General features: G+C 66.2%; 21 protein-coding genes and 1 other RNA gene. 13 read left to right on the top strand and 9 right to left on the bottom strand.

Annotation, left to right across the window (positions count from 1 at the left end; all coding sequences use genetic code 11):
• Positions 1-16: 16 nt before the first annotated feature.
• The gene (locus tag QTI66_RS20865; protein ID WP_286561769.1) at positions 17-1,315 is read right to left on the bottom strand and encodes a TRAP transporter large permease; all 1,299 of its coding nucleotides are present in this window, start codon (positions 1,313-1,315) and stop codon (positions 17-19) included.
• The gene (locus QTI66_RS20860) at positions 1,312-1,872 is read right to left on the bottom strand and encodes a TRAP transporter small permease (protein ID WP_286561768.1); all 561 of its coding nucleotides are present in this window, start codon (positions 1,870-1,872) and stop codon (positions 1,312-1,314) included. The genes QTI66_RS20865 and QTI66_RS20860 overlap by 4 nt, the downstream gene beginning before the upstream one ends.
• Positions 1,873-2,084: 212 nt before the next feature.
• Here QTI66_RS20860 and pyrC point away from each other — a divergent pair, with 212 nt between their 5' ends.
• The 5 genes from pyrC to QTI66_RS20835 all read left to right on the top strand — a co-directional run bounded on the left by pyrC (position 2,085) and on the right by QTI66_RS20835 (position 6,086).
• Positions 2,085-3,116, top strand: coding sequence for a dihydroorotase (gene pyrC, locus QTI66_RS20855; protein WP_286561767.1), 1,032 nt, complete (start codon positions 2,085-2,087; stop codon positions 3,114-3,116).
• Positions 3,113-3,871 carry an NYN domain-containing protein gene (locus QTI66_RS20850; protein WP_286561766.1) on the top strand — a complete coding sequence of 253 codons (759 nt, stop codon included), beginning with the start codon at positions 3,113-3,115 and terminating at the stop codon, positions 3,869-3,871. The genes pyrC and QTI66_RS20850 overlap by 4 nt, the downstream gene beginning before the upstream one ends.
• Complete coding sequence (locus tag QTI66_RS20845; protein ID WP_286561765.1) at positions 3,868-4,653, top strand: DUF3025 domain-containing protein; 786 nt, start codon at positions 3,868-3,870, stop codon at positions 4,651-4,653. Before QTI66_RS20850 ends, QTI66_RS20845 begins: the two co-directional genes overlap by 4 nt.
• An 87-nt stretch (positions 4,654-4,740) precedes the next feature.
• Positions 4,741-5,610, top strand: a complete 870-nt coding sequence (gene htpX, locus QTI66_RS20840) for a protease HtpX (protein WP_286561764.1) — start codon at positions 4,741-4,743, stop codon at positions 5,608-5,610.
• Complete coding sequence (locus QTI66_RS20835; protein WP_286561763.1) at positions 5,610-6,086, top strand: CreA family protein; 477 nt, start codon at positions 5,610-5,612, stop codon at positions 6,084-6,086. Before htpX ends, QTI66_RS20835 begins: the two co-directional genes overlap by 1 nt.
• Here the strand turns inward: QTI66_RS20835 and QTI66_RS20830 are convergent.
• The 4 genes from QTI66_RS20830 to cysK all read right to left on the bottom strand — a co-directional run bounded on the left by QTI66_RS20830 (position 6,079) and on the right by cysK (position 10,220).
• Positions 6,079-6,948, bottom strand: coding sequence for a ProQ/FINO family protein (locus tag QTI66_RS20830; RefSeq protein ID WP_286561762.1), 870 nt, complete (start codon positions 6,946-6,948; stop codon positions 6,079-6,081). The genes QTI66_RS20835 and QTI66_RS20830 overlap by 8 nt on opposite strands.
• Positions 6,949-7,009: 61 nt before the next feature.
• The gene (locus tag QTI66_RS20825) at positions 7,010-7,570 is read right to left on the bottom strand and encodes a VUT family protein (protein ID WP_286561761.1); all 561 of its coding nucleotides are present in this window, start codon (positions 7,568-7,570) and stop codon (positions 7,010-7,012) included.
• On the bottom strand, positions 7,567-9,213 hold the full coding sequence (locus QTI66_RS20820; protein ID WP_286561760.1) for an NAD(P)/FAD-dependent oxidoreductase: 1,647 nt from the start codon (positions 9,211-9,213) through the stop codon (positions 7,567-7,569). The genes QTI66_RS20825 and QTI66_RS20820 overlap by 4 nt, the downstream gene beginning before the upstream one ends.
• Before the next feature lie 86 nt (positions 9,214-9,299).
• The gene (cysK, locus tag QTI66_RS20815) at positions 9,300-10,220 is read right to left on the bottom strand and encodes a cysteine synthase A (RefSeq protein ID WP_286561759.1); all 921 of its coding nucleotides are present in this window, start codon (positions 10,218-10,220) and stop codon (positions 9,300-9,302) included.
• A gap of 67 nt (positions 10,221-10,287) precedes the next feature.
• Between cysK and rnpB the strand changes: the two genes are divergently transcribed.
• Positions 10,288-10,619, top strand: an RNA gene (rnpB, locus tag QTI66_RS20810) — RNase P RNA component class A.
• A 27-nt stretch (positions 10,620-10,646) separates the two neighbouring features.
• Here the strand turns inward: rnpB and QTI66_RS20805 are convergent.
• From QTI66_RS20805 to QTI66_RS20795, 3 genes are all read right to left on the bottom strand, one after another.
• On the bottom strand, positions 10,647-11,360 hold the full coding sequence (locus QTI66_RS20805; protein ID WP_286561758.1) for an RNA pseudouridine synthase: 714 nt from the start codon (positions 11,358-11,360) through the stop codon (positions 10,647-10,649).
• A gap of 57 nt (positions 11,361-11,417) precedes the next feature.
• Positions 11,418-13,115: an MBL fold metallo-hydrolase gene (locus QTI66_RS20800; RefSeq protein ID WP_286561757.1), complete on the bottom strand. Its 1,698-nt coding sequence runs from the start codon at positions 13,113-13,115 to the stop codon at positions 11,418-11,420.
• Positions 13,116-13,515: 400 nt separating this feature from the next.
• The gene (locus QTI66_RS20795) at positions 13,516-13,929 is read right to left on the bottom strand and encodes a VOC family protein (RefSeq protein ID WP_286561756.1); all 414 of its coding nucleotides are present in this window, start codon (positions 13,927-13,929) and stop codon (positions 13,516-13,518) included.
• A gap of 94 nt (positions 13,930-14,023) precedes the next feature.
• Between QTI66_RS20795 and QTI66_RS20790 the strand changes: the two genes are divergently transcribed.
• The 7 genes from QTI66_RS20790 (at position 14,024) to QTI66_RS20760 (ending at position 20,262) form a co-directional block, all read left to right on the top strand.
• Positions 14,024-14,671, top strand: a complete 648-nt coding sequence (locus QTI66_RS20790; protein WP_286561755.1) for a TetR/AcrR family transcriptional regulator — start codon at positions 14,024-14,026, stop codon at positions 14,669-14,671.
• Between the two features lie 33 nt (positions 14,672-14,704).
• Complete coding sequence (gene dapF, locus QTI66_RS20785) at positions 14,705-15,583, top strand: diaminopimelate epimerase (protein WP_286561754.1); 879 nt, start codon at positions 14,705-14,707, stop codon at positions 15,581-15,583.
• Positions 15,580-16,272, top strand: coding sequence for a DUF484 family protein (locus QTI66_RS20780; protein WP_286561753.1), 693 nt, complete (start codon positions 15,580-15,582; stop codon positions 16,270-16,272). The genes dapF and QTI66_RS20780 overlap by 4 nt, the downstream gene beginning before the upstream one ends.
• Positions 16,269-16,937: a YdcF family protein gene (locus tag QTI66_RS20775; protein ID WP_286561752.1), complete on the top strand. Its 669-nt coding sequence runs from the start codon at positions 16,269-16,271 to the stop codon at positions 16,935-16,937. The genes QTI66_RS20780 and QTI66_RS20775 overlap by 4 nt, the downstream gene beginning before the upstream one ends.
• Positions 16,882-17,910 (top strand): tyrosine recombinase XerC, encoded by a 1,029-nt coding sequence (locus QTI66_RS20770; RefSeq protein ID WP_286561751.1) that lies wholly within the window; start codon positions 16,882-16,884, stop codon positions 17,908-17,910. The genes QTI66_RS20775 and QTI66_RS20770 overlap by 56 nt, the downstream gene beginning before the upstream one ends.
• Positions 17,907-19,121 (top strand): class I SAM-dependent rRNA methyltransferase, encoded by a 1,215-nt coding sequence (locus QTI66_RS20765; RefSeq protein WP_286561750.1) that lies wholly within the window; start codon positions 17,907-17,909, stop codon positions 19,119-19,121. Before QTI66_RS20770 ends, QTI66_RS20765 begins: the two co-directional genes overlap by 4 nt.
• Positions 19,122-19,218: 97 nt before the next feature.
• Positions 19,219-20,262 (top strand): CobW family GTP-binding protein, encoded by a 1,044-nt coding sequence (locus QTI66_RS20760; RefSeq protein ID WP_286561749.1) that lies wholly within the window; start codon positions 19,219-19,221, stop codon positions 20,260-20,262.
• The last annotated feature ends 197 nt before the right edge of the window (positions 20,263-20,459 follow it).

The raw sequence follows: 20,459 nt of genomic DNA, 5'->3' as shown, positions 1-20,459 counted from the left end.
ACGAAACACCAGCGCTTCAATAGCCAAGCTTGTGGGGTAGCCACAGGGCCAGCTGCGGCCATGCAATCACGGCCACCATCACGAGGAACATCGCGAACAGCATCCAGCCGACCCAGCGCACAGTCTCTTCCATGCGCACGTTGGCAATGCGGCAGGACACCATCAGGTTGACCGCGAGTGGCGGCGTGAACTGCCCCAGCGCCACCTTGAGCGTGAGGATGACGCCGAACCACACCGGGTCCCACTGGTAGTGCTGCACGATGGGCCACAAGAGCGGCACGAAAATGAGGAAGATCGACACGCCGTCCAGAAACATGCCGACCGTGATGAGCAGCACGATGAGCAGCGACAGCACGCCGTATTCGCCCAGCCCCGAGTTGACGATGGCGCGCGTCACCGGATCGATCACGCCCAGCGTCGACAGCGAGTACGCGAAGATGCCCGCCAACGACACCACCAGCAAGATCACCGCCGACAACTCGCCCGATTCGCGCAAGATCACGAACAGGTCGCGCACCTTGATCGTGCGGTAGATCACCATGCCGACGAACAGCCCGTAGAACACCGCGACCACGGCGGCTTCCGTCGGCGTGAACCAGCCCGCGCGCATGCCGCCCAGAATCAGGACGGGTGCCGCCAAGCCCCAGGTCGCTTCACGAAAGCTCTTCCAGAACGGCGGGCGCGGCAGGCTCGATTCGAGCGCGCCCATCTTGTTGGCGCGCGCCATCCACACGGCCGGCACGATCAGCGCCAGACCCGCGAGGATGCCGGGCACCATGCCAGCCGCAAAGAGCGCCGGCACCGATGCACCGGGCACCAGCACCGAATAGACGATGAAAGCCACCGAAGGCGGAATCAGGATGTCCGTCGCGGCGGCCGCCCCCACCACGCTGGCCGAGAACGCCGCCGGGTAGCCGGCGCGCGACATGGCGGTGATCATCACCGCACCCACGGCGGCGGCATTCGCCGGACCCGAGCCCGAGATGCCGCCCAGGAACATCGCCACCACGATCGCCACGAGGGGCAGCATGCCCGGCCCGCGCCCCACGATCGAGATCGCGAAGTTGACCAGCCGCAACGCCACGCCCGATCGGTCGAAGATCGAGCCCACCAGCACGAACATCGGAATGGCCAGCAACGGGTACTTGCCCAAACCCGCGTAGAAGTTCTGCGGCACCGCCAGCAAACCGAACCATTGCGTATCCGCATTGGCCAGCGCGATGCAGGCCGCGCCGGCCAGCCCGAGCGCCGCGCCGATCGGCACGCCCAGCAGCATCATCGCGACGAAGGCGACGAAGAGCAGCGTCGGGATCATTCGGGCGATCCGCCGCCGTAGTTCGTCTTGCGGCCACGGCGCACGAACAGCCCGAGCGCACGTCCCGCAATGGCCAGCGAGCAGATCGGCAGCCAGACCGAATACCACCACTGCGGCACGCCGATGCCCGGCGAGGTCTCTTCAAATCGATAGTCGTCCCACACCACGCGCACGCTCAGGGCCGCGACGATCAGGAACAGCACCGCCACCATCAGCGCGCCGAATTGCGCCAGGCGCTTGCGGCGTGCCATCGATCCGGCTTCGGCGAAGTACTCGATGCGGATGTGACGGTCGCGCGCCACCGCGGCCGAGCCGGCCACCATCGCCAGCAGGATCATCAGGAACACCGAGAACTCTTCGGTCCACGCGAAGGAGCTGTTGGTGAAGTAGCGCACCAGCACGTTGGCAAAGGTGATGCAGGCGAGCAAGCCCATGATGACGACGGTGGCCCAGTCCTCGATGGCCAGCGGCACGCGCGTGGGTTCGTCGGCAACGGGCAGGTCTTCGGGCACCGGGCTGGTGTTGTCCAGCAGTGCGCCGGGTTCGGGTTGGGACATAGAGAGAAATGGACGGGAGATGTCGGCAAGGCTGGACGCAATCGCGCCACAGATGTCGGGCGCGGCTCGGGGAGGGCACGCCGCGTCGGAAGGCACGCACAAATGTTACCGACGGGTATCCATTCGCGGCATCGGGTCTTTACTGAGTGTGGGCACTCGCGATGCCATGCACTGAAGGTGGCACGGCAAGCCCGGTGAGACAATTCGCGCCCATGACAGACACCATCACGATCACCCGCCCCGACGACTGGCACCTTCACGTGCGCGACGGGGCCGCCTTGCAGGCCGTCGTGCCGCACAGCGCCGCGCAAATGGGCCGCGCGCTGATCATGCCGAACCTGCGCCCGCCCGTGACCACGGCGCAGCAGGCGCTCGACTATCGCCAGCGCATCCTGGACGCCGTGCCGCAGGGCCAAAGCTTCGAACCGGTGATGTCGCTCTACTTGACCGACATGCTGCCGCCCGAAGAAATTGCCCATGCCAAGGAAGCCGGGGTGCGCGCGCTCAAGCTCTATCCGGCCGGCGCCACGACCAACAGCGACGCTGGCGTGACCGACATCCGCAAGACCTACAAGACGCTGGAAGCGATGCAAAAGCACGGCTTGCTGCTGCTCGTGCACGGCGAAGTGACGGACCCGGGCATCGACCTGTTCGACCGCGAGGCCGTGTTCATCGACCGCGTGATGATTCCGCTGCGCCGCGACTTCCCCGAACTGAAGGTGGTCTTCGAGCACCTGACGACGAAAGAGGGCGCACACTACGTTCGCGATGCCGACCGCTTCACTGGCGCGACCATCACGGCACATCACCTGCTCTACAACCGAAATGCCATCTTCACCGGTGGCATCCGGCCGCACTATTACTGCCTGCCGGTGCTCAAGCGCGAAACGCATCGCGTCGCGCTGGTTGAAGCAGCCGCGAGCGGCTGCGAACGCTTCTTCCTCGGCACCGACAGCGCACCACACGCCGCGCATCTGAAAGAACACGCGCTGGGCTGCGCCGGTTGCTACACCGCCCTGACTGCGCTGGAGCTGTACGCCGAGGCCTTCGACAGCGTCGGCGCCATCGACAAGCTCGAAGGCTTCGCCAGCTTCCACGGCGCCGACTTCTACGGCTTGCCGCGCAACAAGGACACCGTGACGCTCAGGCGCCAGGAGTGGACGGTTCCGGAAACCGTGCCCTACGGCGACGCCACGCTCAAGCCGTTGCGCGGTGGCGAGCAACTTGGCTGGAAGCTCGTATGAACAACGACATGCGCGTGATGCTGCTGATCGACGCCGACAACGTCTCGGCCGACGTGATCGAGCAAGCCGTCCACAAGGTGCTCGGCGAGCACGGACACCTGCATGTGCGCCGCGCGTACTGCAACGCCGAGACGGCGCTCAAGCAGCAGTCGCTGTTCAAGCGCTTGGGCGTGCGCCCGATGGTGAACCTTGCCGCCGGCAAGAACAGCACCGACATCGCGCTCGCGGTGGACGCGATGGACCTTGCTGTTGCCGAGCGTCCCGACGTCGTCTACTTGGTCTCTTCCGATTCCGATTTCGCGCCGCTCGTGATTCGCCTGCGCGAAAAAGGCTGCCGCGTGTGCGGCATCGGCCAGCAGGGCAAGACGGGCGATGAGACGACCACCGTCTACGACCAGTTCACCGACTTGCAGCACCATGCGTCGTCGCAGCCGGCCGACAAGCCCACGGCGAAGTCGGCCGCCAAGCGCGCGCCGCGCGCCAGCCGCGCCAAGGCGAAACCCGCTGCACCTCCGCCGCCGCCAAAGGCGCCGATGCTGCCGGATGAAGTGGTGCGCATTCTGGAAGTGGTCCCCGAGTTCAGGACAGGCGAGAAGATCGAGCTGAACCAGGCGGTCGAATGGCTGCGCGCCGGCAAGCTGCTCAGCAAGAGCGCCAGCTCGCTCAAGCTGTTTCGCAAGCATCCGGACTGGTTCGACCTGAGCCCGTCTGCCAAGCCCAGCAAGGTCCAGTACATCGGTCCTGATTTGTCATGAAAGCAGCTCCGCACGGCGAGTGGGCCGTGCCGGACCTGCGCCAGCCGTGGTTTGAACCGTATGCGTCTCACGCGCCCGACGTGTTCGACGCCGTCGCGCGTGGCGCGTCCGTCAGTGAGGCGCTGAACGGGCAAGCAGCGCGCATCGAACTGGCGGCCGGAGTGCTGCGCTTCGTTCCTCCCGGCAGTGCACCGGCCGACGAAGCGTACGAAGCTTTCATCGCGCGAACGGCTTGCGTGCCGACCCGCGACAACCTGCATGACCTGTTCAACGGGCTCGCGTGGCTGCGCTTTCCGCGTATCAAGCGTCGCCTCAACGAATTGCAAGCTGCAGAGATCGCACGCATGGGCATCGGCGCTTCCCGCGGACCATTGCGCGACGCGTTGACGCTCTTTGACGAAAACGGCGCACTGTTCGATGCACCGCCCGTGCTTCAGGACGCGCTGATCGCGCGCGATTGGCAATCGCTGTTCATCCAGCACCGCGCGAAGTGGGCACAAGCACGCGTCGTCGTTTTCGGCCATGCCCTGCTCGAAAAGCTCGCCGTTGCGCCGAGAAAGGCACTCACGGCCCACGTGCTCCTCACGCCACCCAGCGCCCCGTGGCGCGAAGACTTCGACGCATCGCTGGCCAGCGCACTCCACTCAGAGTGGTTCGCCGCCAAGCCCTTCTCCCCGTTGCCGGTCATGGGCATCCCCGGCTGGAACGGCGAGAGCGAGAACTTTTCCTTTTATGATGATTCCGACGTATTTCGTCCCGCAGGGCGCCAGAAAAAGCCATAAACAACAGTGACCTGCGTTGATGTTCAGCTTGAAGCGAGCCGCCCGGCCCCCATCTGATCGTCAGTTTCGCCTCACGGAGATTCCAACTTGAAACGCATTCTTCTGTTCGTTCTCACCAACGTCCTGGTGGTTGCAGTGCTGGGCGTCGTCGCCAGCCTGCTCGGCGTGAACCGCTACCTCACCGCCAACGGCCTGAACCTGACGGCGCTGCTCGGCTTCGCGCTGATCATGGGCTTTGGTGGCGCGATCATCTCGCTGCTCATCAGCAAGCCGATGGCCAAGTGGACGGCGGGTCTGCGCATGATCGATTCGCCCCAGTCGCCCGACGAAGCGTGGATCGTCGGCACCGTTCGCAAGTTTGCCGACAAGGCTGGCATCGGCATGCCCGAAGTCGGCATCTTCGAGGGCGAGCCTAACGCCTTCGCCACCGGCGCCTTCAAGAATTCGTCGCTCGTGGCCGTCTCCACCGGCCTGCTGCAAAACATGACGCGCGAAGAAGTCGAGGCCGTCATCGGCCACGAAGTCGCGCACATCGCCAACGGCGACATGGTCACGATGACGCTCATCCAGGGTGTGATGAACACCTTCGTCGTGTTCCTGTCGCGCGTGATCGGCTATGCGGTCGACACCTTCCTGCGCCGTGGCGATGACCGCTCGGGCCCGGGCATCGGCTACATGATCACGACGCTGGTCCTGGACATCGTGCTCGGCTTCGCCGCCGCGATCGTGGTCGCCTGGTTCTCGCGCCAGCGCGAGTTCCGCGCTGACGCCGGTGCGGCGCAGCTCATGGGCCGCAAGCAACCGATGATGAACGCGCTGGCCCGCCTGGGCGGCCTGCCGGCCGGTGAGTTGCCGAAGGCGGTCGAAGCCATGGGCATCACCGGCGCCGTGGGCAAGCTCTTTGCCACACACCCGCCGATCGAAGAGCGCATCGCTGCGCTGCAGAACGCGCGCTGATGCGGCGCGCGGCCTGCCTCGCGTTCGCCCTTGCGGCGGCGCTCGTCCCGATGCTGTCGCAGGCCGAGCGCATCGGTGACGTCGACACCGCCTTCAAGCTCATCGGCCCCGACCACAAGGTGGTGGTCGAAGCCTATGACGACCCGAAGGTCAGCGGCGTGACCTGCTATGTCTCGCGTGCGCGCACCGGCGGCGTCTCAGGCGCACTGGGTTTGGCCGAGGACAAGGCCGAGTCGTCCATCGCCTGCCGGCAGGTCGGGCCGATCAGCGTGCCGCAGCCCTTGCGCCAGCAAGAAGAGATCTTCAGCGAGCGCCAGTCAGTAATGTTCAAGCGCCTGCGCGTGGTGCGCATGGTCGATGTCAAACGCCATGCGCTGGTGTACCTGACCTATTCCGACCAGCTCGTCGACGGCTCGCCCAAGAACTCGATCACCGCCGTGGCGGTGGATCGGGCGGTGGCCTTGCCGGTCAAGTAGCGGCGCTGGTCGCCGCCGCTGCCTTGTCTGACCGCGCACGCTTGAGGGTGCGCGCCACGTCGGCAGGCGACATCCCGTACATGTCGGCAAACTCGGCTTCGCTTCGGCCGCTGGCTTCGAAAGCACGCAGCAGCGCCTCGCGCTTGGCCGCTTGCGTGGCCAGTTCCGCCACGGCATCGTCCAGCGCTGCATTGGCTGCCTCATCGCGTTGCGAGCGCACCAGTGCGGCGTATTCGTCGCGCGGCAGGCCCGACGCTTCGATGGCGGCGGCAATCCGCTTGCGAAGCTGTGCCGCGATCTCTTCGGGCGCGCCGTTCTTGCGACGGCGGAAAATTTCCAGAATGGCGTGGTGCACGTGCTCAGGCGCCACGGGCTCGACCACATTGCCTTCGAGGTCGTGACGCGGATGGCCGGCGGCCACGGCTTCGAGGTAGCGCGTGGAACGGGCATGCAGGCCCATCGCGACTTTCAGGTCCTCGGCCTTGAAGACTTCCGGGTGCCGCGCGATCAGCTCTTCGTACACCCCACGCTTGAGCGGCAGGAAGCGCGCGCCAAAGAGGCCGGGGTACAGCTCGAACAGCTTCTCGAGAACCGGATGGGGTTTGCGCGGCTGGGTCTTGCTGCGCGCGCCTGCATGGGCGGGTGCACCGGGCTTGCCGGCATTCGCAGGGGTGCCGGATGCGCCGGCGTCGGCATCGGTGGCGTTGGCGTTCGCCCCGGTGTTGGGGTTCGGGTTGGCGCGTTTACCGCCACGGCCGCCGCGGCCCCGCTTTTTGCGGGGCGCGGTGTCGTCCTTCGGGCGTGCTGTCGCCTCGGGTGCGGTGGCCACGTTGGCGGCGACGGTGTCAATGGCGTCAGTCATCTGGATGGGGTCTACGGGTAGAAAACAAAAAACACGCGGAAATCGGCGGAGTGTGCGGGCTTCAGGCGGCACTGGCTTGCGCCGGTGGCGCCGTGCGCCCGATTAACAATCGGAAAGGCAGGAGCATGAACACGCCCACGGCCAGCTTGATGCCCAGGTCGCCCACGGCCCAGCTGAGCCAGGGACCGTCGGTGCCGCCAAAGGCAATGCCCCAGAACACGATGCTGTCGAGCACCGCCGCGATCACGGTCGCCACGAGCGGCGCGCGCCACCAGCGGCCACGGCGCAAGCGGTGGAACACACCGATGTCGAGCAACTGTGAAGCGATGAAAGCCAGCCCCGACGCAGCGGCGATGCGCGCCGGCGCCAGCGCCAGCGAGGCCGCCACCGCGACCGCAAAGCCGAACCACGCCACGCGGCGCGCCACCTCAGGGCCGAAGCGGCGGTTGAGCAGGTCGCTCACGAGGTAGGCCACCGGATACGTGAAGGCGCCCCAGGTGAGCCAGTCGTTGATGGCGAACTGCACCAGATAGTTGGAGGCGAGCACGACCACCACCATGGCGGCCACACCTTGCGAGAACTGGGCCCTGGTGGGCGGCGGGAATGCGACGACGCGTGTCATGCGATGGCTTCCGCCGAGGCGATGTCGGCCGTCAGCTGTCGCGCGACCGCCTCCGCCACCTTGATGCCGTCCACGCCGGCCGACAGGATGCCGCCCGCGTAGCTGGCGCCTTCTCCGGCCGGGTAGAGGCCGCGCACGTTCAGGCTCTGGTAGTGCTCGTTGCGCGTGATGCGGATGGGCGAAGAAGTCCGCGTCTCGACGCCCGTCAGCACCGCGTCGTGCAGGTCGAAGTCCTTGATCTTCTTGCCGAAGGCCGGAAAGGCTTCGCGCATGGCTTCAATCGCGTAGTCCGGCAGCGCCTGGTGAAGGTCGCCGGGCGTCACGCCGGGCTTGTACGACGGCTGAACGTCGCCCAACGCGACGGAAGGGCGTCCGGCGACGAAATCCCCAACGAGTTGCCCGGGCGCGCGGTAATCGCCGCCACCCAGCACGAAGGCGTTGGACTCGAGCCGGCGCTGGAAGGCGATGCCGGCCAGCGGTCCCTCGGGATAGTCGCGCGGATCGATGCCCACGACGATGCCCGCATTGGCGTTGCGCTCGTTGCGCGAATACTGGCTCATGCCGTTCGTCACCACGCGGCCCGGCTCGCTCGTGGCGGCGACCACCGTGCCGCCGGGGCACATGCAAAAGCTGTACACCGAGCGGCCGTTGCTCGCGTGATGCACAAGCTTGTAGTCGGCCGCACCGAGCAGCGGATGGCCGGCGTGGCGTCCCCAGCGCGCGCGGTCGATGAGCCCTTGCGGATGCTCCACGCGAAACCCAATCGAAAAAGGCTTGGCCTCGATGTAGACGCCGCGCTTGTGCAGCATCTCGAAGGTATCGCGCGAGCTGTGGCCCAGCGCCATCACGACATGGTCGGCGCGCAGTTCGCTCGACGTGCCGGTGCGTTGGTCGAGCACGGTCAGCCCGCGAAGATGGCCGTCTTCGATCAGCACGTCGGTCACGCGCTGCTCGAAACGGATCTCGCCGCCGAGCGCGACGATCTGCTCGCGGATGTTCTCCACCACCTTCACCAGCTTGAAGGTGCCGATGTGCGGATGCGCCACGTACAGGATCTCGGGCGGCGCGCCAGCCTTGACGAATTCCTCCATCACCTTGCGGCCGAGGAAGCGCGGGTCCTTGATCTGGCTGTAGAGCTTGCCGTCGGAGAACGTGCCCGCGCCACCTTCGCCGAACTGCACGTTCGATTCAGGGTTGAGTTCGCTCTTGCGCCACAGGCCCCAAGTGTCCTTGGTGCGCTGGCGAACCGTCTTGCCGCGCTCCAACACGATGGGTTTGAGGCCCATTTGCGCCAGCAACAGCGCCGCAAAAATGCCGCACGGACCAAAGCCCACCACCACGGGACGGGGCACCGAGCCATCGCCCGCATGCACCGGGAGGCGGTATTCCATGTCGGGCGCAGGCTGGATGTGCGGGTTCGCGGCGTGCGATGCGAGCAGTGCGGCCTCGCGCGACGGGTCGGCCAGTTGCACATCGACGATGTACACCTGCAGAAGCTCGACCTTGCGTGCGTCGAAGCTGCGTTTGAAGACCTTGTGGGAGGCGATGTCGGCCGGCGACACCCCCAATTTGCCCGCAACGCCCTGCAGAAGGGCGTCGGGCGCGTGGTCGAGCGGAAGCTTGAGTTCGGAGATTCGGATCATGTTCGAGCGGCCCGTGTCGATCGGGCAGAAGGCTCTATTGTAATTTTCCGGACCGCCCGGCCGCCGCGCCGGGTTTTGAGGGCGTTTCAGGCGGGCAGGAAGCCGTCCACTGACAGGTAGCGCTCGCCCGTGTCGTAGTTGAATCCCAGCACCACCGCATCGGGCGCCAGTTCCGGCAGCTTCTGCATGATGGCCTGCAGCGTCGCGCCGGAGGAAATGCCCACGAGCAGCCCCTCTTCCCGCGCGCAGCGGCGCGCCATGTCGCGTGCTGGTTCCGCATCAACGGTGATCACACCGTCGAGCAGTGAGGTGTCCAGGTTCTTCGGAATGAAGCCCGCGCCGATGCCCTGGATCGGATGCGGCGAAGGCTGGCCGCCCGAGATGACGGGGGAGGCCACCGGCTCCACTGCAAACACCTTCAGCTTGGGCCACTTCTTCTTCAATACCTGCGCGCAACCCGTGATGTGGCCGCCCGTGCCGACACCAGTGATCAACACGTCCACGCCATCCGGAAAGTCGGCCGCAATCTCCTGCGCCGTGGTGCGCGCGTGCACCTCGACGTTGGCGGGGTTGTTGAACTGCTGCGGCATCCACGCGCCCGGTGTGGAGGCCACGATTTCCTCGGCGCGGGCGATGGAGCCCTTCATGCCTTTCTCGCGCGGCGTCAGGTCGAAGGTCGCGCCGTAGGCCAGCATCAGGCGCCGGCGCTCGATCGACATGCTGTCGGGCATCACCAGCACCAGCTTGTAGCCCTTGACGGCCGCAACCATCGCCAGGCCGATGCCGGTGTTGCCCGAGGTGGGCTCGACGATGGTGCCGCCGGGCTTCAGCGCGCCGGATTTCTCGGCGTCTTCCACCATCGACAGGGCGATGCGGTCCTTGATCGATCCGCCCGGGTTGGCGCGTTCCGACTTGATCCAGATTTGCTGGCTTGCGCCCTTGAACAGGCGTTGCAGTCGGATGTGCGGCGTGCCGCCGATGGTCTCAAGTACGTTCTGGGCTTTCATGCAGGCTCCTGGACAGTCGTTCGATTTCGAGAAATGCGGAGCGCCATTGTGGCGATAATCGAGGCGTGAAGCACGCTGGACCGCCGCTGGTGCAAGTCTCGAAAGAGCGCACTGGAGGAACGTCCGGACTGCACAGGACAGCGCAGGAGCTAACGGCTCTCCACCGCGAGGTGAGGATCAGAGCAACAGAGACGAGTCGGTGACGGGGCAACCCGGCATCGGGTGAAACGGGCAATCTCTGCGCGCAGCAACACCAAGTAGGCCAGTATCGAGGTGGTTCCGCTGAGCTGGCGGGTAGGTGGCATCGAGCCGTCCGGGTGACCGGCGGCCCAGAGTAATGGCGGTCACGCTGGGGGCAACCTCAGTGCACAGAATCCGGCTTACAGGCGTGCTTCACACTTTCAATTGCCCCCCGAACCGCTTATTTCAGATGCGCTCGTGGGGTTGCAGGTATCGCCACTGGCCGGGCGGCAGTCCAGCCAGCGGCACGCGTCCGATACGGATGCGCTTCATCGCCTCGATGGTCACGCCGACCCGGTCGCACTGCTGCGCGATCTGCCCGGGGTGGTAGCCCTTCAGCGCAAAGCGCAATCCCGTACGCGCTTCGGACTGGCGCCCGACGCTCACCTTGGCCGGCGGACGGTTCAATTGCGCGAGGGCTTGTGCGTTCACCTCGCCTGTGACGTCCACCATCACCTCGTGCTCGATGAAAGCAGCGTCTTCCTGGAGCTTGCGCTCGATCCGCCATTCCTGCGTGAAGATGATCAAGCCGCTGGCGCCGCTCTCCAGCGGGGTCATGCTGCGCTGGCCCGCCACGTGGCGCGGCAGCATTCGCGATGCCTCGTGATGGTCTGGCGCATGCAGATTGGCCGGAACCAGCAGCGCGGGCGCGTCTTCCATGCGCAGCCCGGCAGGCTTGTGCAGGAGCAGGCTGACCGGTTCCACCGGCACGGCCTTGGCGCCCGGCTCGATGCTGACCTCCTGCGCAGGCTGCACGCGCGCCTGTGGCAGCAGCGTGACGGTGCCGTCAACGCGCACGGCGCCGTTTTCGATCAGCAGTTCGGCTTCGCGGCGCGAACAACCGGCCAGCGCCGCCACGCGCTTGGCGAGGCGCACGCCATCTTGCGGATCGTCAGTCATCTTTTCCCTGTGTTGAACGCTGCGATTGTCGCGCAGCGCCCGGCGCGCGCTTCGTTACTACAGCGTGGAAAGGGCCGAGGGCAGGGCGCCGGGCCGTGACGCCAGTTCGCGGATGCGTTCGACGTGCGCGGCCAGCGAGCGGGCCGCGACGGGCCACAACTGCTGGGGCACGTCGTCATACGCGATGGCCAGCCAATCCTCATGCGTGCCCATGGGCACCTTGCGCATGGCGCGGGCGATCTTGGATTCGCGTTGCAGGCGATGCGCCTTGAGCTTGGCAATGGCGCCGCGCGCTTCGCCGATCACGTAGCCGTGCGCCGGCAGGATGAACTCGATGTTGCCTTCGGCGCAGGCATCGTCCAGCCCGTCCAGCGAATCGAGGTACTCCGTCATGTTGCCGTCCGGTGGATCGACGACGGTCGTGCTGCCGTTCAGGATGTGGTCGCCGGAGAAGAGCAGGCCGTCTTCTTCCAGCACGAGGCACAGGTGGTTCGCGGCATGGCCGGGCGTGTGGATGACGCGCAGCGTGTGCTTGATTCCTGCGCCGCCTTCGGCTTCGAGGCCGCTCAACACCAGCCGCTCGCCGTCGGCCAGCGACCGGTCCGGGGTAAAACGGGCAGCGGGGCGAGCCGTCGGCGCCGAGGGCAGGCCGAGAATCGGCGGCTTGTGCGGGCACAAGGCCTGCAGCGGAGACGCACCGGGCGAATGATCCGAATGCGAGTGGGTACACACGATCATGCGGATGTCGCCGCCGGTGGCGCGCCACAGCCGTCCGACGTGGTCGAAATCGGCCGGGCCTGGATCGACGACGACGTAGCCGGTCGCCTTCTCGCCTATCACGTAGCTGTTGGTGCCGGGGCCGGTCATGGCCGAGGGGTTGGGCGCGGTCAGCCGCTGCACGTTCTTGAGCAGCGGCACCGGCTCCTTGCTTTGCCAGTCGAGTGCGTGGCCGGTCTGGCCGTCCGGACAGACCAAGGCCAGTTCGCCGTACGGTGCCTCATGCTCCATGAAGCGCGCGTCCTTGCCGCCCAGAAGGCCGGCGCGCGGGCAACTGATCCAGAGCGGCTTTTCCTGCGCGCACAGGGACAGCACCGAATCGACGTTCTGGAACACCGTGAGCCGCTTGAGCGTGCGCACGGTCGGGAAGATCATGAAGAAGCGGCCCTTGGCATGACGCGCCAGCGCATCCGCCGGGCGCACCCAGACAGGCTCGAACTGCTCGGCGTCATCGGCCACCGGCACCTGGTCGGCGGGCATGCGTGCCACCAGAAAGGGCACGTCGAAGCGCTTGGGCATGTCCCGGTCGGTGATCCAGTGCGCCAGCGTGTAGACCTGATCCGTCGACAGCCGCAGGCAGCGTGCGGCGCACTGGTCGGCAAAGGAAGTGGTCGACGTGGTCGAGCGGTCCATGGCCGCGACCTCGGCGGCGCTGACCGGCGCGCCGCCTTCGGCGTGGTGCGCGAGCAGCACGCCGAGTTCCTCGAAGGTCTCTCGAACCGCGGCAATGGCCTGGGTGAGTTGCACGCGGCTTTGCGTGCGGCGGCGCGTCGCGATGGTGCGTGCCCGCGTGTCGGTGTCGTCGATGCGGCCGCCCGGGAACACGTAGGCGCCGGGCGCGAAGCTCGCGTTGTCCGAGCGGCGCGTCATCAACACCTCGAGGCCTTCGGGGCCGTCGCGCAGCAGCAAGACCGTCGCGGCGGGCCGCGTCGGCACGGGTTCGCGGGTGGGGTGCAACTGTTGGGAGGGACGGACCATGGGCTGATTATCGGACGCGCCAAAGCTTATACCGCATCGGAAATTTCGCTTCGCATAGCCTGAAAAACGTCACAAATCACCAACACATTTGGGGAGAAAAGCGAACCATCGTATGCGTGCTGTTGCTCGCCCCCAGGCTCCGTGCACTTCGTGTCACTCCTCCAGCCCCCTACCGGGGGCAACACCAGCGGCCCGAGAACTGTTGCTCGCCCCCAGGCTTGCCCACTCCGTGTGGCCTCCAACCCCCTACCGGGGGCAACACCAGCGGCCCGGAGAACTGTTGCTCGCCCCCAGGCTTGCCCACTTCGTGTGGCCTCCAACCCCCTACCGGGGGCAACACCAGCGGCCCGGCAAAGCCGGTTCCGCGGTGTTTCCCGAATTGGTTGCCTCCTCTGCGCGATCACGCGTCGACGATGACCATCCATCCGACGCCGAACTTGTCGGCGACCATTCCGAACTGGGGCGAAAAGAAGGTCTTCGCGAGCGGCATCTGGACCTGTCCGCCGTCCGACAGGGCGGTAAACACCTCTTTGCATTTGGCTTCGTCAGGCACCGTCACGCTCAGCGAAAAGCCCTGGAACGTGGGTTGGCCCTTGCAGTTGCCGTCCGACCCCATCAGTTGCGACTCGCCGATGCGAAAGCCACAGTGCATGATTTTTTCTTCCGAGCCGGGCGGCACCATGCCGGGGGGCATCGGCTCGGGGCTGTCCTTGATGCGCATCAGCATGGTCACTTCCGCGCCGAGCACTTTCTTGTAGAACTCCAGCGCCTCTTCGCAGCGGCCGTCAAAAAAGATGTAGGGCTCAACTTTCATGGTTCGTCCTTTCAGGAAGGGTTGATACGGACGTTTGTGTACGCCGTCCACAAACAATAGCAAAGATAATGGACAGTGTCCACATGGAGGGGTGATGACGGGCAAGAGCACCAAGACCGCGCCTGTGCGCGACACCTATCGTCACGGCGATTTGCGCCGCGCGCTGCTCGAGGCGGGCGTGCAACTCGCACGCGAAGGCGGGCCTGAAGCCGTCGTGCTGCGCGAGGCGACGCGGCGCGTGGGCGTGGCGCCCAACGCGGCCTACAGGCACTTCGCCAACCGCGAGGCGCTGCTGGAAGCGGTGCGTTCCCACGCGTTGTCGGGCGTGGCCCAGGCCATGGAAAAGGAACTGGCGGGCGTTCGCCGTTCACGCCGGGCGGCCGATCGGGCGCGCGACGGCCTGCGCGCCATTGGCACCGGCTACCTGCGATTCGCGCTGGAAGAAACAGGCCTGTTTCGCATGGGCTTCGCGTCGCCGGACGTGGCCGAACTCAATGCCGATCCGGCGCGCGCCGGGCGCAGTGGCCTCAATCCTTTCGAGTTGCTCGGTGCGGCGCTGGACCAGCTGGTTGCAGCCGGCGTCCTGCCGCTCGAGCGGCGACCCAACGCGGAATTCCTGGCGTGGTCGTCGGTGCACGGAATGGCCATGCTCATGATCGACGGGCCATTGCGTGGCCTTCCCCGTCAAGCCGCTGACGTGATGGGCCAGCGCTTGCTCGACATGGTGGAAAGGGGCATCTGATCGGGCCGCACGAGGGACACGGATAATCGCCGCATGCGTGTCCATTTCACCAAGATGCAAGGAGCCGGCAATGATTTTGTCGTGCTCGATGAAACCCGTGGCTCATTGGGGCTCAGCGCCGGGCAATACCGCTTCCTGGCCAACCGCCACTTCGGCGTCGGGGCCGACCAGATCCTGAACGTGCGTCCCTCGCCCGCGGCGGGTATCGATTTCCAGTACGTCATTCACAACGCCGACGGCGGCGAAGTGGAGCAATGCGGCAACGGCGCGCGCTGCTTCATGCGCTTCGTGCGCGAACGCGGCCTGACCGACAAGAACACCTTGCGCGTTCAGACGCTGTCCGGCGTCATCGAGCCACGCATGAGCGCCGATGGCCGCGTCACGGTCGACATGGGTGCGCCCATCTTCGACATCGAGCGCGTGCCGTTCGACGACGCCGGGTTGAGTTCGGTGGCCAACGGCGGCTGGTTCCAGTGGCATCTGGCCCTGGGCACGCGCGCCGGCAGCGCCATCATCACGGTGGCTGTGCTGTCGATGGGCAATCCGCACGCGGTGCAGATCGTCGACAACGTGGACACCGCACCGGTCGCCGAGCAGGGCCCGCTCATCGAAAGCCACCCGCGCTTTCCGCAGCGGGTCAACGCCGGCTTCATGCAGGTGGTCGACCGCCAGAACATCCGGCTTCGCGTGTTCGAGCGCGGCGCCGGCGAAACGCTGGCGTGCGGCACCGGCGCGTGCGCCGCGGTGGTCGCGGGCATTCGCCTGGGCCTGCTCGATTCCCGTGTCGACGTGCAAACGCGCGGCGGCGTCCTGACCATCGAATGGCAGGGCATCAACCATCCCGTGCTGATGACCGGCCCGGCCGTGACCGTTTTTGAAGGCGACATCGAGGTTCCAGAGCAGCTCCCATGAATTCATCCCACAACAAAGACGCCATGAATCCGATCACCGAAGACGACATCGCCGACTACCTGGCGAACACGCCGGACTTCTTCGAACGCCACGCGCAATTGCTGGCGCAGGTGCAACTCACCAGCCCGCACGGCTCGCGCGCCGTGAGCCTGCAGGAGCGGCAAGCCGAGATGCTGCGCGAAAAGATCAAGGCGCTGGAACATCGCGTGATGGACATGGTGCGCCACGGCACCGAGAACGTCGTGACCGCCGACCGCATGCAGCGCTGGACCCGCGGCCTGCTGACCACGCGCGACGCGCGCGGCCTGCCCTGGCAAATCGCCGCCGACTTGCAGGCGATCTTCATGGTGCCGCAAGCTGCCATCAAGGTGTGGGGCGTCGACGAAGCGTTTGCGGGCGAGGGCTACGCACAGGGCGTGGGCGACGACGTCAAGGCGCTGGCCACTTCGCTCACCTCGCCGTATTGCGGACTCAATTCGGGCTTCGAGGCGGCCAACTGGCTGGGCGATGCGCGCGCGGCCGTGTCCATGGCCATGATTCCCTTGCGTGCGGAGGCCGATGCGCCCGCCTTCGGCCTGCTGGTGCTGGCGTCGCCCGACGCGCAGCGCTTCAATTCCGAAATGGGCACCGACTTCCTGGAACGCATCGCTGATCTGGCATCGGCGGCGTTGTCGCGGCTGCGCACTTGAGGTCAGGCCGCCTCGCCGCGTTCTGGCGATGGCGCTGGCGTTGGCTGGCCGTCGCGCTGGCGTTGTGCGCGGTGCATGCGACGCTGGCGACCATCGTCTGGCGGCATGCACGCGATCGGCTCGCGCACCCGCCCACGCAGCAGGCCGATGCGGCGCTGGTCCTTGGCAACCGTGCCTATCTGGGCGGCCAGCCCAACCCCTGCCTGACCAACCGTGTCGATCGCGGCGTCGAACTGGCCCGTGCCGGACAGGTGAGCGCCCTGGTCATGTCCGGCGGCGAGGACTGGGAGGACGGGCGCATCGAGGCGGAGGTCATGGAAGTCCATGCCCGGCAGTCCGGCTACACCGGCGTGGTCATGAAGGAGTCGCTGTCCTCGTCCACGCGCCAGAACCTGGCCATGTCCTGGCCATTGCTGGACGCGGCGGGCGTCAAGCGCGTGATCGTCGTGTCGGACCCCTATCACCTCTGGCGCATCGAGCGGCTGGCGCGCGCCAGTGGATTTGACCGTGCTTTCAAGGTTCAGTACGCCGCCGCTCCGGAATTCTGCGGGCGTCGGCCCTTTCTCTTCTACAAGGGCGTGTTGCGCGAGCCGCTGGCCATCATCAACAATGCCTTGTCCGGTTACCTCTGGCACGACCCGATGGAGCCACCCCTTGAACCCTGACTGGATCGAAAAGTACCTGGAGTACGTGCGCGTCGAGCGACGGCTCGCGGCGCGCACGGTGGAGCTGTATTCGATCCACCTCAGGACACTCGCGGAAAAGACGGCTGAACTTAGCTTGCCGCTCGAAGCGGCGCAGCCCGCGCACGTGCGGCGCTGGATGGCGCAATTGCACGGCGCAGGCCATGAATCGCGCGGCATCGCGCTGGTGCTGTCGTGCTGGCGCAGCTTTTATCGCTGGCTGGGCCAACAGGGCAAAGTCAGCGCCAACCCGGTGCAGGACGTGCACGCCCCCAAGGCCGGCCGGCCCTTGCCCAAGGCGCTGGCGGTCGATGACGCCGTCCGGCTGGCCGAACTGCACGATGTCGACGCCGACCCATGGTGCGAAGCACGCGACCGCGCGATGGTCGAGCTGCTCTATGGCTGCGGCCTGCGCGTGAGCGAACTCGTCGGCTTGGACGTGCACGCCGGCAAAGACGCGCGCGGCTGGGTGGACCTGGACGCCACCGAGGCCCATGTGCTCGGCAAGGGCAACAAGCGCCGCAGCGTGCCGGTGGGCGCGAAGGCCATCGAGGCCTTGCTCGCGTGGCTGGCCGTGCGCGGCGACTGCGCGGCGCTGCCCGCCGCCACGGTGCGCGATGCGCCGTCGGCCGCAGCGCTTTTCATCGGCAACCGGGGCACGCGCATCACCGCGCAGGCGATCTGGCGGCAACTGCGGCAGCGCAGCCTCAAGGCGGGCCTGGCGGCGCCGGTTCATCCGCACATGCTGCGGCATTCCTTTGCCAGCCACGTGCTCCAATCGAGCAGCGACTTGCGGGCCGTTCAGGAACTGCTGGGCCACGCCAACATCTCCACCACGCAGGTCTACACGCGGCTGGACTTCCAGCATCTGGCCAAGGCCTACGACGCCGCACATCCGCGGGCGCAATTGCGTCCCGACCCTCACAACGACGCGAAAGCGAAAACCAGAAAATGAAGACGCTTCGTCTCAAGCCCGGCAAGGAACGTTCGCTGCTGCGGCGTCACCCGTGGGTGTTCGATTCGGCCATCGCCAAGGGTGGCGCCGACGCAGGCGAAACCGTGCGCGTCGAGTCCCATGAAGGCCAGTTCCTCGCGTGGGCGGCGTTCAGCCCGGAGTCCAAAATCCGGGCGCGTGCCTGGAGCTTCAAGGAGGGCGAGCGCATCGATGCGGCCTTCTTCAAGGCGCGCGTTTCGCAGGCCGTCCAGGCGCGAGGCCTGTTCGACTTGCGCAGCGATGGCGTGCGCCTGGTCCACGGCGAGGCCGATGGCCTGCCCGGCCTGATCGTCGACCGCTATGGCGACACGCTGGTCGCCCAGTTCAGCGGCGCGGGCGTCGAACGCTGGAAGGGCGTGCTGGCCGATGCCTTGCTGGCCGCGACGGGCTTGACGCACCTCTATGAGCGCTCGGACGCCAGCGGCCGGGAGCGCGAGGGCCTCAAGCCGGTCACCGGCTGGCTGCGCGGCGGCGAAGGCCGCCCGACCGAGCTGACGATCACCGAGCACGAATGGAAGCTGACGCTCGACGTCGCCACCGGCCACAAGACGGGCTTCTATCTGGACCAGCGCGACAGCCGCAAGCGCTTTGCCGAACTGGCGCAGCACAGGCGCTTCCGCAAGGTGCTCAACTGCTTTTGCTACACGGGTGGCTTCACGGTGGCCGCCTTGTCGGGTCTGCGGGCGGCGGGTGCGCTTGAGGACGCCGAGCTGACATCGGTTGATTCATCGCTGCCGGCGCTCGACCGCGCCAAGGCCCATGTCGCGCTCAACGGCTTCGAAGGCGCCGACTGCCGCTACCTCGACGCCGACGTCAACGCGACGCTGCGCCGCTTCCTGGACGAAGGCCAGGTGTTCGACGCCATCGTGCTCGATCCACCGAAGTTTGCGCCCACCATCGCGCACGCCGAGCGTGCCGCTCGCGCCTACAAGGACATCAACCGCCTGGCGCTCAAGCTGCTGGCGCCGGGCGGCGTGCTGCTGACCTTCTCTTGCTCGGGCGGCATCAGCGCCGACTTGTTCCACAAGATCGTCGCCTCCGCCGGAATCGATGCGGGGGTGGACGGCTACATCAGCGAGCGCTTGGGCGCCGCGGCGGACCATCCGATGACCATCGAATTCCCCGAGGGCGAATACCTCAAGGGGCTGGTGGTGGTGCGCAAGGCCGCCTGAGGCACCCTCAACCTTGGCTGAGCGCGTGCATTGCGCGCTGGCTAAACTTTCGGGTTTTCCCGATCCATTCTTTTTCTTTCGGTTTCCGGAGCACGTCATGGCCCTTATTCCCGCCACCATCCTCACCGGCTTCCTCGGCTCGGGCAAGACCACGCTGCTCAAGCGCGTGCTCAGCGAGGCCCACGGCCAGAAGATCGCCGTGATCGAAAACGAGTTCGGTGAAGAGAACATCGACAGCGACATCCTCGTGACGGAGTCCAAGGAGCAGATCGTCCAGATGAGCAACGGCTGCATCTGCTGCACCATCCGCGAAGACCTGCGCGAAGCCCTGCAACTGCTGGCCGCCAAGAAGCGCAAGGGCCTGCTCGACTTCGACCGCGTGATCATCGAAACGACCGGCCTGGCCGACCCCGGCCCCGTCGCCCAGACCTTCTTCATGGACGACGAGATCGCCGAAAGCTACCTGCTCGACTCCATCCTGACGCTGGTGGACGCCAAGCACGCGCCCCAGCAACTCAACGACCGCCAGGAAGCGCGCCGCCAGGTGGGCTTTGCCGACCAGATCTTCATCAGCAAGAGCGACCTTGTCGCCGCGGAAGAGACGGATGCCCTGATCCACCGCCTCAAGCACATGAACCCGCGTGCGCCGCAGCAGAAGGTGCATTTCGGCGAAGTGCCGCTCAAGGACGTTTTCGACCTGCGCGGCTTCAACCTGAACGCCAAGCTGGACATCGACCCCGACTTCCTCAAGGAAGACGAGCACGACCACGACCATGAGCACGGCGAGAACTGCGACCACCCGTCGCACGCCCACGAAGGCCATGGCCACCACCATCACCACGACGACGACGTCAAGAGCTTCGTCTACCGGGCCGACCGCCCCTTCGACCCGGCGCGGCTGGAAGACTTCCTGGGCGCCATCGTCAACATCTACGGCCCGCGCATGCTGCGCTACAAGGGCGTGCTGAACATGAAGGGCACCGAGCGCAAGGTGATCTTCCAGGGCGTGCACCAGCTAATGGGCAGCGACCTGGGCCCGGCGTGGGCCGAAGGCGAAACGCGCAACAGCCGCATGGTCTTCATCGGCATTGATTTGCCCCGGGAAATCCTCGAACAAGGCCTGGATCAGTGCCTGGTTTGAGACAGCGCTGACGTCAGACGCGCACGCGCGCTACTTCTCTATACAATCGCGCCCCTGTTCGAGGGTCGTGCCTTGTCTTTTTGAAGGCTTGGTGTGACTTTCAGCATACAAGAGAGCGCGTTTGTGGCTCAAATTCAGGGGTATAACCCCACGAATTGTCACTGGCGAGCACCCTATAAACGTGGGGTCTGCAAATA

Origin of the sequence: Variovorax brevis (genome assembly GCF_030317105.1) — a bacterium.
Lineage (GTDB): Bacteria > Pseudomonadota > Gammaproteobacteria > Burkholderiales > Burkholderiaceae_C > Variovorax > Variovorax brevis.
Note: the sequence above shows the minus strand (reverse complement) of the source record. Positions and strands in the feature narration are given on the sequence as shown.